Raw genomic sequence first — 13,630 nt, forward strand, 5'->3', positions numbered from 1 at the left:
ACCGGCGGCGGCCTCGGATTCTGCCACGCGCTACCACCGTCACCCATGTTCCGATTGTTACTCTGCGGGCTGTGCCTGCTCGGGCTTCTCGTGCCCGGGCGCGCCCAGCAACGTTTGGCCTGCGCCCGCCAAACCAGCCACCTCACCAAGGTATTCCGCCTCACCAACGAGCAGGCCCGCCACCTCTACGAGCACGACCTGACCGGCGCCCGGCCCGAATTTTTTCGCCAGCCCGTCGATTCGTTTCTCACCGACAGCGCCCGCCGCTACCAGTGGCGCCCCCTGCCGCCGGGCTACTACCTCGTGGCCCGCACCGAAGGCCCGCAGCTGCTGTACTGGCTGCGCAGCGAAACCAACCGGCAGCTGACCGTGCTCGACAACCAAGTGGACCTGACCCTGCTCGTGCGCGACTCCACCGGCCGGCCGCTCGCCGGCGACGCCCGCGTCATGCTCGGCCGCCGCGTCGTTCCCTTCGATGCGGCCACCCGCACCTTTCGCCTGCCCAAGGCCGGGCACGCGGGGCTAGTGGCCGTAACCTACCGCGGGCTGACTACCTACCACGCCCTTAGCCAAACGCTTCCGCCGCAACGGCCGCGCTGGACGCAGCGCGGCGCGCCCAGTCTGGTATTGCGCCTCGGGCGCCGGCTGCTCTACGGGTTTCCGCTGGGCTACCTCACGCGGCCGGTGCGAAATCTGGTGGGGCAGCTCCGGCACGCTTCCTACGTCAGCAAGGGCCTGATCGGGCTGCTTCGCTCGCCCTTCAGCGAAGACGTGCGCGATGAGCGGCAGGACCGCCGCGAGGAACGGCGGGAGCGGCGCAGCGGGCAGGCGCCCGCCGAGCCGGGGCGCATTGCCTGGGCCAGCTACGTGGCCTTCAACAAGCCGCGCTACCGCCCCAGCGGCGACACGCTGCGCCTGAAAATCCGGCTGCTGCGCCGCCCGTACGGCCGCCCGGCACGCCAGCGCGTGGTGCTGTGGCTGGGCTCTGAGAACGGCAAACCCAAGCGCCTAACCGAGTTGCGCCCCGTGCGCCCCGGCTCCTACGAGTACACGCTGCCGCTGACTGATACCCTGGGCCTGCAACCCGATTCCTACGTGCAGGTGAGCCTGACCACCCTGCGCGGTACCACGCTGGCCAGCGGACAGTTTCGCCTCGAAGACTACGAGCTGAGCAACACGGAGTATGCCCTGCGCGTCGCCGAAAAGGAGCACCGCCGCGGCCAGCCACAAAGCTTCTTTTTGCGCGGCACCGACGCCAACGGCCTGAACCTGCTCGACGCCCGCGTGCGCCTGAGCGTCGTGCCGGACGGGATGCCCGAGTGGTTTGCCCAGCGGCAGCTGTTCGTGCCCGATACGCTGTGGAGGCACGCCGGCCCACTGGATACCAGCGGCGAAACCCGCCTGGACCTGCCCGCCGACCGCCTGCCCGCCGCCAACTTCCGCTACCGGGTGCTGGCCACCTTCCTCAACACCGACAACGAGCGGCACGAGGAAAATACGGTGGTGCCCTTCCGCCTCGACCCCGGCCAGCTCACCGCCGAGCTGGTGGGCGACTCCGTGCGCCTGCGCTACCTGCATCTGGGCCAGTCGCGCCCGGCCGCGGCCCGCCTGTGCATTGCCGGGGCCAGCCACCTCAGCGGCGACACTCTCTTCAGCGGCCCGGTGCGCCTGCCGCTCACGCTGCCCGTCGATGCGCGGGCCCGGCGCTATGACCTGCGCGACAGCGCCGGCCACGTCGCGCAAGTGGAGCTGACGACCCAGAACGCCGGGTTGGCGCTGCAGTCGGAGCGCACCAGGGACTCGGTGTACCTGGCCGTGGACAATCCGCGCCGGCTGCGCTTCTGGTGCTTCGTGTACCGCGGCAACCGCCTCGTGTACCGCCGCTACGCCGAGCCCGACTGGCGCCTGGTCCTGCCGGCGCGCTCGGCCGCGCCCTGGTACATATCGGTGCACTACCTCTGGGGCGAACAGCTGCTGAGCCAGGAGTACAACGTGCCGCTCGAACGGCACCAGCTGCGCATTCAGTCCGATCTGCCCGCGGTGGCGTACCCCGGCCAGCAGCTGCAGCTGAACTTCACCGTGACCGACGTGGCCGGCCGCCCCGTGCCCGGGGCCGACCTGACGGCCTTTGCCTACACCAACAAATTCGACGAAGATGCGGAGCCCAACGGCCCGGGCGTGCCCGACCTGGAGCCGCCCCTGTACGGCCGGGCGTCGCTGCGGCGGTTTCGGCTGCGCGAAACCAGCTTCGAAAACCGGCCCGATGCCACCCGGCAACAGCTGCTGCGCTGGGCCGAGTGGCGCCGCACCCTCAGGCTGGACTCGCTTCGCTTTTACCACTTTCTGTACCCCGAGGCCGGCCAGTTCTACGAATACCGCCCGGCACCCGGCGGCCTGACGCAGGTGGCGCCCTTCGTGGTGGACTCCGGCCGGGTGCAGCCGCCCGTGGCCGTGTACCTCGACGGCGTGCCGGTGTACGTGCACGACGTCAACCACGCCGAGCCCTATAGCCTGGTGGCCGAGCCGGGCCTGCACACGCTCAGCATCCGCACCACCGACCGCCTCGTGACCCTGCATGACGTGTACCTGCGCCACCTGCACAAGCTCACGCTCAGCGTCGACGTGAACCGCCCCTGCCAGGAGCTGACGGTGCAACGGCTCGGGCCCCTGCGCCCCGAAGAGCACCTGGCCCTGAGCCGCTCCCTGGTCATGCTGGATGAGTCGTACGACCACCTGCGCGACGCCACTCTACGCCAGGGCAACCGCCTGCAGCCCGTAGTGGGCAACGTGGGCGGCAGGCGCGTGGCCGGTCCCTTTCGGCCCGATTCCCTGCTGCTGCGCCGCCCCGATGGCTACCGGCGCAAGTTTGCTTTCGAGCCCTTGTTCAGCTACAGCTTCGGGCCGGCGCTGCTGCGCATGCGCTGCGTCGAGCCCGTGGCCTTCGGCCCGCTCACCGGCGCCGGCTTCGGCCCCGCGCTGCCGCTGGACGGCTTTGCCTACACCGAAGCCGCCGTGCGCGAGCTGCAGCGCCGCGACGCGCCGGCAGCGCGCTTGCCCTACGACTACAACGCCAATCAGTATCCCATCCTCGAAAATCCCAACCGGACTGAGCAGGGGCAAGGCCAGCTTGTGGTGCGGGAGCCCCTGTCGCCGGCCGTCGGCAGCTCCTGGCCTGCGGCGCGCTACCTGCTGGTGACGCGCCCCGATCAGCCTAAGTTTCAGCGCTTGCTCTTCAGCCTGAACACGGTACACGCGCTAGCGCCCGGCCGGTACCGCGTAGCCGTGCTGCTGGCCGACAGCTCCTGCTGGGCACCGGCCGAGCTGGTGGATGTGCGGCCCAACGGCACCACCTACCTGCAGCTGCGCGCCACCGACCGGCAGCAGCTGGGCCAGCTGAGCCGCCGCATCGGCCGGTTGGTGCGCCAGCGTATTCCGCACGTGTCGGCGCTGAGCGAGGACCGGCTGCAGCGGCGCGAAATCAAGGTGCACGCACCGGTGCTGCCCGGCGTGCAGGGCCGGCTCGTTCGCGGCCGCGTGTTCGACCGCAGCACCGAGGAAGGGCTGCCCGGCGTCACGGTGCTGGTGCGCGGCACCACGGTGGGCATATCCACTAACACGGACGGAACTTACGAGCTGGACGTGCCGCTTGATGCCCGCACGCTGTTGTTTTCGTCCATCGGCTACGTGACTCAGGAAAAGCCCGTTGGTGACGTAGTTGATGTCGGTCTGAGCGCCGACAACAGGCAACTGTCGGAGGTAGTGGTAACGGGCATGGGCCTGCAGATGGAGCGCCGCGAGCTGACCGGATCGGTGTCGTCGGTGCTGGCCGGGCGCGCCGCGGGCGTGAGCATCACCGGTGCTCCGAGCAGCAGTGTGCGCATCCGCGGTACCAGAAGCGTTGCCGCCGATTCCCGCCCGCTGATTATTCTTGACGGCCTGCCGCTCAGCGGCCGGCTCGAAGACCTGAACCCGGCTACCATTGCCAGCATCAAGGAGCTGCCGGCCGCGCAGGCAACCGGGCTGTACGGCGTGCGCGGGGCCAACGGCGTGCTCATCGTCACTTCCAAGGCCGGCTTGGCCAACAGCTCCGATAACCCCGGCCGCGACCCGCGCCTGCAGCTGCGCCGCCGCTTCTCGGACTACGGCTGGTGGCGCCCCACGCTGGTCACCGACGCCCGCGGACGGGCCAGCACCACCGTCACCCTGCCCGACGACGTGACCGGCTGGCGCGCCTTCGTGCTCGGCTCCGACGCCCACGGCCGCACCGGCCGCAGCAGCGGCGAGCTGCGCGCTTTCAAGGCGCTGCTGGCCGAGCTGGCCGTGCCGCGCTTCCTGGTGGCCGGCGACCGAGCACAGGTTATCGGCAAGACGCTGAATTACTTGCCCGATACCGCCCAGGTCAGCACTACGTTCCGGGTGGGGGAGGCGGTAGTGCGGCAGCAGGCGCACCGCGTCAGCACCTCGGCCCTCGATACGCTCACCGTCACGGCCCCGGCCACGCCCGGCGACTCGTTGCAGCTCACCTTCGGCCTCGCGCAAAACAGCGGGTACCAGGACGGCGAGCAGCGGCGCATTCCCATCGTGCCCGCCGGCTCGCGCGAAACCGTGGGCGCCTTCCTTGCCCTCACCGCCGCCGATACCACCCTCACGCTGCCGTCCGCCGATCCGGCCAAAGGCGACGTCACCGTACGCGTCGACAGCGACCCGCTGCCCGCCATTCTCTCCGAAATCCAGCACCTGCAGCAGTACGCCTACCTCTGCAACGAGCAGGCCGCCTCCAAGCTGAAGGCCCTGCTGCTGGAGCGCCGCATCCGGCAGTACGAGGAAGAAGATTTTAAGGGTGACCGGTCCGTGAACTACCTTATCCGCAAGCTGCTGGCCGGCCGGCGCCAGCCCGAAGGCCTGTGGGGTACGTGGCCCAGCTCGGCCGTGAGCTACTGGGCCACGGCGCACGTGCTCGAAGCCCTGCTCGACGCCGAACACTCCGGCTACCGCGTGACCTACGACCGCGCTAAAGTAGCTGCCTACCTGCTCAAGGCGCTGGACGAAGGCCTGGCCCGTACTGAGGAATCGGCCAAAACTCAGCATTACCTCTGGTACCACTACCAGCTCAACGACCATCTGCGCCTGTTGCGCCTGTTGCTGCAGCTGCAAGCCACGGCCGACTACCGCACCTACCTCACGCGCCTGGCCCGGTTGGAGCGCGGCCGCCAGCCCCTCGACCGGTACTTGGCCTTCACCGAGCTGCGCCAGCAGCTGCAGCTGCCTTACCAGCTCGATACCTTGCGGCGCTACCGCCTGCGCACGGCCCTGGGCGGCGTCTTTTACGCCGATACCCTGCGCGGCGGCTCCTACTACCGCGACCTGCTGGCTGGCGACGTGGGCAGTACCCTGCTGGCCTACCGCGTGCTGCGCGCCCACGGCGGCCAGGAAGCTGAGCTGACGCGCATGCGGGTGTATCTGCTGGGGCTGCGGCGCACCGGCTACTGGCGCAGCACCTACGAGGCGGCGCAGATTCTGGAAACCATCGGCCCCGACTTGTTCGCCGCCGGCCGGGCGGCCACTTTTGCCCGCGTCGAGTTCAGCGGCGGTCTGCAGCAGCGCGTCACCCAGTTTCCATTCGAAACCAAGCTACCCGCTACCAGCGGCAGCATCAGCCTGCGCAAGGAGGGCCCGGTGCCGGTGTACGCCACGGCCTATCAGACCTTCTGGAACCCGGCGCCCGTGGCCAAAACCGGCACGTTTGCCGTCAGCACGAGCCTGGCAGGCCAGAAGGGGCGCCGGGTGCAGCTGCGCGCCGGCCAGCCGGCCGAGCTGCTGGTTACCGTCGACGTGAAGGAAGCGGCCCGCTACGTGCTGGTGGAAGTACCCATTCCGGCCGGCTGCTCCTACGGTCCGCCCGCGGCTACCAACTTCCGCGAGGTGCACCGCGAGTACCTGCGCCACCAGACCGGCATTTTCCTCGACGAGCTGCCCGTGGGCCGCCACACCTTCCGCATCAACCTGCAGCCGCGCTTCCGCGGCCGCTACACGCTCAACCCCGCCACAGCCGAGCTGGTGTACTTCCCCACCAAGTTCGGCCGCACCGACAGCAAGCAGGCAGAGGTCAGGTAAGAGGGGCCTACTGCCGCTCCAAAAGCCCCGCACGGTTTCCGGCGGGGCTTTTTTGGGAGTCACATGTTGGTGGCCCATATAAAAGGGCCTGTCGTAGCGGACTGGCCGAGATATTTCGCGTGCTCCCGTCGGCCATCGACCAAAAGACGGTTGGGGAAGCCTCACAACTGTTACGCCAGCTACTTCCAGCCCGGTCGCTACCTTGCCTTTTCTATTCTGTCGTTGTTTATGCCCGCTCCCCAACCATCTACCCTCGAAGCCCAGATCCGCGCTGCCCTGCTGGGCCTGGCCGTTGGCGACGCCCTCGGCGTGCCCGTGGAGTTTGAAAACCGCGCCAAGCGCCAGGCCGACCCCGTCGTGGACATGCGCGCTTACGGCACCCACCACCAGCCCGCCGGTACCTGGTCCGACGACGCCTCGCTTACATTTTGCCTGGCTGAAGCTATTGCTGATGGCTACTCGCCCCGAAAACTGGCAGTGTACGCTTGCCGGTGGTATTACGATAATTTTTGGACGCCCCACGGCTTGGTATTCGATATCGGCATAACAACCCGTGAGGCGTTGTATCGCTTCAAAACCAATCCTGAGGACACACCGCTGGTTGGCGGTACTGATGAGTACAGCAATGGCAATGGCTCGTTGATGCGCATTTTGCCGCTGGCGTTCTACAAGTCGGATACACCTTTGGAAAGCCGCTTCCGACTAATTTTCGACGTGTCGGCCATCACCCACGGGCACATCCGCTCGGCCGTAGCTTGCTGGCTGTATCTGGAAATGGCCCGGCACCTGCGCGCCGGCCAAACACCCGCCGAGGCGTACGCTACGCTCTGCGCGGAAGCGCCCGCGCAACTTCGGACATTGAACGTACCGGCCAAGGAAGCCGACCATTTTGAGCGCATCCTCAGCGGCCGCTTGCCGGAGGTAAACGTGCTGGCCATCAGCAGCGGCGGCTATGTGCTGCACACGCTGGAAGCGGCCCTGTGGTGCCTGCTGCGCCACAATACCTACGCTGAAACCGTGCTGGCGGCTGTCAACCTCGGCGATGATACCGATACCACCGGCGCCGTCACCGGTGGCCTGGCTGGCCTGTACTACGGCGAGGCCGCCATTCCGCCCGAGTGGCTCCAGGTTTTGGCCCGCCGCGCCGACATCGAGGACCTGGCTCGCCGAATGGCGGTGGCCTGTGCCCCCTGACGAAAAAAGCCCCGCAACAACCGTTACGGGGCTTTTTTGTGACTTCAAGGGCGAAGCGGAGCTTACTCCATTACCACACCCATCTTGCCGAACTTGTCGATGCGCTGGGAAATCCGCTCGTCGGCGGGCAAAGCTTCCAGCTCATCCAGGGTCTTGATCAGCGTCTTTTTCAACGTCTGGATCATCTTGTCCGGATCGGTGTGGGCGCCGCCTAGCGGCTCCTTCACCACGCCGTCCACCAAGCCGGCCTTGGACATGTCGGCGGCGGTCAGCTTCATGGCTTCGGCGGCCTGCTCCTTGTAGCTCCAGGAGCGCCACAGAATGGTGGAGCAGTTTTCGGGCGAAATCACCGAATACCAGGAGTTTTCCAGCATCAGCACCCGGTCGCCGATGGCAATGCCCAGGGCGCCACCCGAGGCACCTTCGCCGATGATGATGCAGATAACCGGCACCTTCAGCATGAACATCTCCTTCAGGTTGCGGGCAATGGCCTCGCCCTGCCCGCGCTCCTCGGCCTCCAGGCCCGGAAAGGCGCCCGGCGTGTCGATGAGCGTCACGATGGGCTTGCCGAACTTCTCGGCCAGCTTCATCAGGCGCAGGGCCTTGCGGTAGCCCTCGGGGTTGGGCATGCCGAAGTTGCGCAGTTGCCGTTGCTTGGTGTTGCGGCCCTTCTGCTGGCCGATAAACATGACGGTGCGGCCGTCGAGCTCGGCAAAGCCGCCGACCATGGCCTTGTCGTCGGCCACGGTCCGGTCGCCGTGCAGCTCCACGAATTTCTGGGTCATGCCCTCGATGTAGTCGAGGGTGTAGGGCCGGTCGGGGTGCCGCGAAAGCTGCACGCGCTGCCAGCGCGTGAGGTTGGCGTAGGTTTCCTTTTTAAGGGCCTTGATTTTGGTTTCGAGCGCCTCAACAGCTTCCGAGACGTCAACCTGGCTTTCCTGCGCCAGTTTTTGCATCTCGCGAAGCTTGCCTTCGAGGGCGGCGATGGGTTGTTCGAAGTCGAGCAGCATAGCCAAACGGGCGGCGTGCGGCCGCCGCGCAGTCGTTTCTTAAACGGTGGAAAATGGGGGAGGGCAAAGGTAAGCGACGCGAGCGAAGCGCGCAGCGGCAATTTTTGGTCGTGGGTCCGAAAATTTTTCTGGTTGGTTATCAGTCAGAACAGCTCAGCCGGTAACGATTTGGTAAAAAACTTTGCCTGGGGCTTGCACGGCGGTTATTCAGCCCCCTACCTTTGCATCGCAATCGGGGAAACGCCCCAGCCACATTGCAACCTGGTTCGGTAGTTCAGTCGGTTAGAATGCCGCCCTGTCACGGCGGAGGTCGCGGGTTCGAGTCCCGTCCGGACCGCACAAAGGCCCTTCAGCAACGCGCTGGAGGGCCTTTTGCTTTTCCGGCCTGCCGCCATAGACCGTCCGAACTGGCCCCCGGCAGCCTAGTCCGAAAGAGAACATGTTGGTCTGGGCGAGACGGCGGCCCAACGGCATTGCCCTGCCGAACACACAAAGCGCTCCGGCGGCTAGGCATCCCGCACAGGGCGTTAAGCCCTGTGCGGCCGGCAATTCTTGACCGGCCGCCTATCTTTCGGCTCCTTTTTTCTTATACGATGCTGACGACGATGATCCGTTGGAATAAATCGGCGGGCTACCCGCTCGCGGGGCTGTCCTTGGCGGCGCTGCTGGCTTTTCAAACCAAGCCGACCCAAACCAAGCCCACTCAAGCCAGACCCACTCAGGCCAAAACGGCGCAGACGACTACGGCTCCTTACAATCGCCTGAAATCCGGCATAGAGTACCGCATCTACAAGCGCGTGAGCGGGCGCTACACGCGCCAGCCCGCTGTGGTACCGGCTACGGCCGCGACGGCGTACGCCAAGCGCATCGGCCAGGTAATGGCCCTGCACGTGGAGTACCGCACGGCCAAGGACTCGGTGCTGTTTCAGTCGCGCAAACAGCAGATGGGCTTTCCGGCGCGCGTGCAGCTGCAAGCCCTCAAGAGTCGTGGTGGCATCGAAGAAGCTCTGTCGCTGCTGCAGCCTGGCGACTCGGCCGCGTTCCGCTTCAACGCCGACTCGCTGTCCATTAAGAGTTCGGGCCAGCCCGCCCCGCCGCAGATCAAACGGCATGGCAACACCATGCGGGTACTGGTGAAGGTGGTGGCCATTCAAAGCGAAGCCGACGCCATGGCTGCTCAGCAGCAGGCCATGCAGCAGCTGGAGGCCAAGGCCCAACAGCAGGCGGAAAAGCAGAAAACCATCGACGACCAGCTTATTCAGGACTACTTGCAGCAAAACCACCTACAAGCCCAGAAAACGGCCGCGGGTACTTACTACGTCATCACGCAGCCGGGAGCAGGCCCGCAGCCCCAGCCGGGGCAGACGGTGTCAGTACGCTACCAGGGAGCCCTGCTCATCGGCAAAGTGTTCGACTCGTCGGAAAAGCACGGCGGCACGCCGTTTGACTTCGTGCTGGGCCGCGGCCAGGTCATTGCGGGCTGGGACGAAGGCATTGCCCAATTACCGAAGGGCAGCAAAGCCATTCTGCTTATTCCTTCCGGCCAGGCTTACGGCGGCCGTGGTGCCGGCGCTGATATTCCCCCATACGCCGTGCTGCGTTTCGACGTCGAGCTGACTGATATCAAGTAAGACGTGCCCAGGCGGGTTTTTCGCCCTGCTTCTCCCTGATTCCAGCAAGAAATCGGCCGGTGATACGCAGGGTGTGAAGAAAATTTGAAAAAATATGCTCAGCTATATCGTTCACAACCAATTTTATGCGTCGTGGTGGTTGTTTTTTGAGCTGAAAAGAAGGGGCGGGGATTTTGAAATGTGAATTCGCATCGTACCTTTGCAGCACCTTAACAAAAGGCACACGGCCTAAGAGCAGGTTACCTGGTTCGGTAGTTCAGTCGGTTAGAATGCCGCCCTGTCACGGCGGAGGTCGCGGGTTCGAGTCCCGTCCGGACCGCACAAAGGCCCTTCAGCAACGCGCTGAAGGGCCTTTTGCTTTTTCGGGCCCCACGGGCGGCTATGACTCGCGCAGGCACAAAAAAAGCCTTGGCCGGGGGCCAAGGCAGTTCCATTGTTCACCAATGCCGTTTCCTTAAGCAGCATTGCACAAAAGTAGCTAACCCACGCAGGCCGGAAAATCACATAAAGATGTGAGTCCACCCTCTGCCAGCAGGCAGCGCACCGGCACGGTGTAGCTAGGTTAATAAAACGTGCCCAGTAGCTCCGGTACCGGTTCGGGCAGGCGTCCCCCGTGCTTGGCGAAGAACGCCTCCACGGTGGCTAGTAGCTGTGACTGGTCAGGTGCCGGCCCGGTCGAGCTAACAATGTGCGGAACCGATAGATAAAGCCGGGCCCCGTCGCGGGCAGCGTGGGCGTGCACGTACATGGCCGTTTGCAACGGAAAGGGCGGTATCCAACGCTCAAAGCCTAGCGAAAGAAAATACGCGTCGTCCATGGGGGGGGTGAAGCCAATTGCTGAACGGTAAGCCAACGTAAAAGAGCGGTAGTTTGATACCACACAATCATGTGAGCAATGCTCATCCGGGGCCGAGCAATTGGGTTTTGGGCCAATCGAATGAGCTTATACGCCGTGATTATTGTTATGATGATTATTGTATAAGTTCAATAAATATGAAATTGCATTTAAGTAATGGTGCTCATGAATAATAATAATATTTAGTCGATATCTAGGTTGTTTGATAAGTATCGTTATAATTTAGCAGTGCAAACGTTCTCTTACCCATCTGAGTTATGAACAAACTGGTACTTCTCTTCGCTACGGTAGCTACGCTGGTTGCTACCCAAGTCGAGGCCCGGCCTCGTCCCCGCTACGTTCGCGACAAAATGAACGGTCGTTCGCACACGCACCGCCCCAACTATAGCCGCTACCACGGCGCCGGCAGCCCCTTCCGCGGGATTCTGGCCGTGTTGCGCTAAGCCTGCCTTCGGCCATAGAAAAGCCGCCGGCCCTTTCCCAGGGTCCGGCGGCTTTGTGCATCTTGCGGGCATGAACGTTCATCCCCTCGATACCGGTCTGTTTAAGCTTGACGGCGGCGCCATGTTCGGCGTGGTGCCCAAGTCCCTCTGGTCGCGGCAGTACCCCGCCGACGAAAACAACATGTGCACCTGGGCCATGCGCTGCCTGCTCGTCGAAGACGCCGGCCGGCTGCTGCTCATCGACAACGGCATCGGCAACAAGCAGGACGAGAAATTTCGCGGGCACTTTTACCTGCACGGCGATGCTACCCTGGAAAGCTCGCTGCGGCAACACGGCGCTACCGCCGCCGACATCACCGACGTGTTGCTGACCCACCTGCACTTCGACCACTGCGGTGGCTCGGTGCTGCGCACCCCGGCGGGCAAGCTGGAGCTGGCCTTCCCGAACGCCACCTATTGGTCGAACCAGGCGCACTGGGACTGGGCCGTGACGCCCAATGCCCGCGAAAAAGCCTCCTTCCTGGCCGAAAATATCCTGCCCATTCAGGAAAGCGGGCAGCTGCGCTTTATCGACCCAGCGCAGGGTGTGCCGGCTGAGCTGCCCATGCTCCGCGACATCGTGTTTGCCAACGGCCACACCGAAAAGATGATGGTGCCGCTGCTCGATTACAAGGGCCGCAAGCTGGCCTTTATGGCCGATTTGCTGCCTTCCACGGCCCACCTGCCCATGCCCTGGGTGATGAGCTACGACGTGCGCCCCCTGCAGACGCTGGTGGAAAAAGAAGCCGTGCTGCGCCGCGCCGCAGAAGAACAGTGGGTACTGGTGCTCGAGCACGACGCCCACACCGAGGCCTGCACCGTGCAACTGACCGACCGCGGCGTGCGCCTGCACGAAACGCTGCGGCTGGCCGACCTGTAGGCCCGTGGCGACGCGGACCTTGGGGCTGGCGCTGTCGGGTGGGGCGGCGCGCGGCATTGCGCACCTGGGCATGTTCGAGGCGCTGCACGAGCTGCAGCTGCCCATCGGAGCGTTGTCGGGGGTAAGTTCGGGCGGGCTGGCGGCGGTGTTCTACGCGGCTGGCATTCCGCCGCGGGAGGTGCTGCGCCTGCTCGCCGACACGCGCTTTCTGCGGCTGGTGCGCCCGGCGTACCGGCGCGGGCTGGTCAGCCTCACGCTGCTGGAGAAGCTCTTTGTGGCGCACTTACCCGGCGAGCAGACCTTTGCCGACCTGACCCTGCCCGTGACGCTGAGCGCCTGCGACCTGGCCGCGGGCGAAACGGTCTTTTTCAACGAGGGCCCGCTCATCCCGCCGCTGCTGGCCACCGGCGCCGTGCCCGTGCTGTGTCAGCCCATCGAGTACCAAGGACGGGTGCTGGTGGACGGTGGGCTGCTGAACAACCTGCCGGTGGAGCCCCTGCTCGGCCGGCCCGACCTGGCGGTGGTAGGAGCGCACACCAACGTATTCAACCCCGAAGGCCCCATCGACAGCATCCGACACGTGGCCGAGCGCACGTTTATGCTCGCCATCGGTACCAACGCTACGCCCCGGCTGGCCCAGTGCGAGCTGGTGCTACAGCCGCCCGAGCTACGGCACTTCCGCGTGACAGACCTGCGCCACGCGGCGGCCCTGTTTGCCATCGGTTACGAGCACACCATGGCCCAGGCAGCAGCATTGCAAGCTTTACTGACTGCTCCCGCCGGGGATTTTGGCTAGCTTTGTTGGCTTTTTCCCCGATACATCCCCGTACCTGCACCTTATGAACGCCTTCTGGCTGGCATTTTCTAAGTTTTGGTTTAAGCTCGTCGGCTGGCGCCTGGCCTCCAGCATTCCGCCGGACATCCGGCAGGCCATGATGATTGCAGCCCCGCACACCAGCAACTGGGACTTCATGCACGCCCGGGCCGCCTTCTTCCTGATGCGCCGCAACGTGCGCTTCACCGTGAAAAAGGAGTGGACCGACATTCCCCTGCTCGGCAAGCTCATGCTCAGCCTGGGCGCCCTGCCCATCGACCGCAGCAAGAACAACAGCATGGTGGAAGCCATGAAAGAGCTGTTTCAGGAGCACCCGGACCTGATCATCCTGATTACGCCGGAGGGCACGCGCAAGTACCAGCCGCGCTGGCGCCGGGGGTACTACTTCGCCGCGCAGGCCGCCAATGTGCCCATCCTGCTGGGCTACCTCGATTACAGCAAGAAGGAAGCCGGCGTAGGGCCCGCAGTGTACCCCACGGGCAACTACGAGCAGGACGAAGAGAAAATCAAGGCCTTTTACCGCACCAAGAAGGGACGTTTTCCGGAGCAGGGCATTCGGTAATTGTGCGGTCGTTTTTTGCCCGCCGCGGACGCAGAGAGTTGGCGCAACAGGCGCCGGGCTCTGCGT

9 protein-coding genes and 2 tRNA genes are annotated in these 13,630 nt (G+C 64.9%); 9 read left to right on the forward strand and 2 right to left on the reverse strand.

Annotated features, from left to right (window positions below; all coding sequences use genetic code 11):
- Positions 1-45 precede the first annotated feature (45 nt).
- Together B0919_RS08790 and B0919_RS08795 are read left to right on the forward strand one after the other, a co-directional pair.
- Positions 46-6,114, forward strand: a complete 6,069-nt coding sequence (locus tag B0919_RS08790) for a carboxypeptidase-like regulatory domain-containing protein (RefSeq protein WP_176132937.1) — start codon at positions 46-48, stop codon at positions 6,112-6,114.
- A gap of 228 nt (positions 6,115-6,342) precedes the next feature.
- Positions 6,343-7,308 (forward strand): ADP-ribosylglycohydrolase family protein, encoded by a 966-nt coding sequence (locus B0919_RS08795; RefSeq protein WP_078011863.1) that lies wholly within the window; start codon positions 6,343-6,345, stop codon positions 7,306-7,308.
- A gap of 62 nt (positions 7,309-7,370) precedes the next feature.
- On the opposite strand, the gene B0919_RS08800 is transcribed toward B0919_RS08795, so the two are convergent.
- Positions 7,371-8,318, reverse strand: coding sequence for an acetyl-CoA carboxylase carboxyltransferase subunit alpha (locus B0919_RS08800; protein ID WP_078011864.1), 948 nt, complete (start codon positions 8,316-8,318; stop codon positions 7,371-7,373).
- A 263-nt stretch (positions 8,319-8,581) separates the two neighbouring features.
- Between B0919_RS08800 and B0919_RS08805 the strand changes: the two genes are divergently transcribed.
- The 3 genes from B0919_RS08805 (at position 8,582) to B0919_RS08815 (ending at position 10,268) form a co-directional block, all read left to right on the forward strand.
- A tRNA-Asp gene (locus tag B0919_RS08805) sits at positions 8,582-8,655 on the forward strand.
- A 256-nt stretch (positions 8,656-8,911) separates the two neighbouring features.
- Positions 8,912-9,949 carry an FKBP-type peptidyl-prolyl cis-trans isomerase gene (locus B0919_RS08810; protein WP_139362011.1) on the forward strand — a complete coding sequence of 346 codons (1,038 nt, stop codon included), beginning with the start codon at positions 8,912-8,914 and terminating at the stop codon, positions 9,947-9,949.
- A gap of 245 nt (positions 9,950-10,194) precedes the next feature.
- Positions 10,195-10,268: transfer RNA gene (locus B0919_RS08815), tRNA-Asp, on the forward strand.
- Positions 10,269-10,511: 243 nt separating this feature from the next.
- On the opposite strand, the gene B0919_RS08820 is transcribed toward B0919_RS08815, so the two are convergent.
- Positions 10,512-10,766 (reverse strand): hypothetical protein, encoded by a 255-nt coding sequence (locus tag B0919_RS08820; RefSeq protein ID WP_078011866.1) that lies wholly within the window; start codon positions 10,764-10,766, stop codon positions 10,512-10,514.
- A gap of 296 nt (positions 10,767-11,062) precedes the next feature.
- On the opposite strand from B0919_RS08820, the gene B0919_RS08825 reads away from it, so the two are divergent.
- The 4 genes from B0919_RS08825 to B0919_RS08840 all read left to right on the forward strand — a co-directional run bounded on the left by B0919_RS08825 (position 11,063) and on the right by B0919_RS08840 (position 13,564).
- Positions 11,063-11,248 (forward strand): hypothetical protein, encoded by a 186-nt coding sequence (locus tag B0919_RS08825; RefSeq protein ID WP_078011867.1) that lies wholly within the window; start codon positions 11,063-11,065, stop codon positions 11,246-11,248.
- Between the two features lie 70 nt (positions 11,249-11,318).
- Positions 11,319-12,167 carry an MBL fold metallo-hydrolase gene (locus B0919_RS08830; RefSeq protein ID WP_078011868.1) on the forward strand — a complete coding sequence of 283 codons (849 nt, stop codon included), beginning with the start codon at positions 11,319-11,321 and terminating at the stop codon, positions 12,165-12,167.
- Between the two features lie 4 nt (positions 12,168-12,171).
- A complete protein-coding gene (locus B0919_RS08835) occupies positions 12,172-12,963 on the forward strand; it encodes a patatin-like phospholipase family protein (RefSeq protein ID WP_254846523.1) in 792 nt (263 codons plus the stop codon).
- A 43-nt stretch (positions 12,964-13,006) separates the two neighbouring features.
- On the forward strand, positions 13,007-13,564 hold the full coding sequence (locus B0919_RS08840; protein WP_078011869.1) for a 1-acyl-sn-glycerol-3-phosphate acyltransferase: 558 nt from the start codon (positions 13,007-13,009) through the stop codon (positions 13,562-13,564).
- Positions 13,565-13,630 lie beyond the last annotated feature (66 nt).

This window comes from Hymenobacter sp. CRA2, from assembly GCF_002007105.1.
Lineage (GTDB): Bacteria > Bacteroidota > Bacteroidia > Cytophagales > Hymenobacteraceae > Solirubrum.

Bases quoted from the DNA above. Each gene is read 5' to 3' on its own strand.
- B0919_RS08800 (WP_078011864.1), bottom strand. From the start codon at position 8,318: ATGCTGCTCGACTTCGAACAACCCATCGCCGCCCTCGAAGGCAAGCTT.
- B0919_RS08790 (WP_176132937.1), top strand. From the start codon at position 46: ATGTTCCGATTGTTACTCTGCGGGCTGTGCCTGCTCGGGCTTCTCGTG.
- B0919_RS08825 (WP_078011867.1), top strand. From the start codon at position 11,063: ATGAACAAACTGGTACTTCTCTTCGCTACGGTAGCTACGCTGGTTGCT.
- B0919_RS08830 (WP_078011868.1), top strand. From the start codon at position 11,319: ATGAACGTTCATCCCCTCGATACCGGTCTGTTTAAGCTTGACGGCGGC.
- B0919_RS08820 (WP_078011866.1), bottom strand. From the start codon at position 10,766: ATGGACGACGCGTATTTTCTTTCGCTAGGCTTTGAGCGTTGGATACCG.
- B0919_RS08840 (WP_078011869.1), top strand. From the start codon at position 13,007: ATGAACGCCTTCTGGCTGGCATTTTCTAAGTTTTGGTTTAAGCTCGTC.
- B0919_RS08795 (WP_078011863.1), top strand. From the start codon at position 6,343: ATGCCCGCTCCCCAACCATCTACCCTCGAAGCCCAGATCCGCGCTGCC.
- B0919_RS08810 (WP_139362011.1), top strand. From the start codon at position 8,912: ATGCTGACGACGATGATCCGTTGGAATAAATCGGCGGGCTACCCGCTC.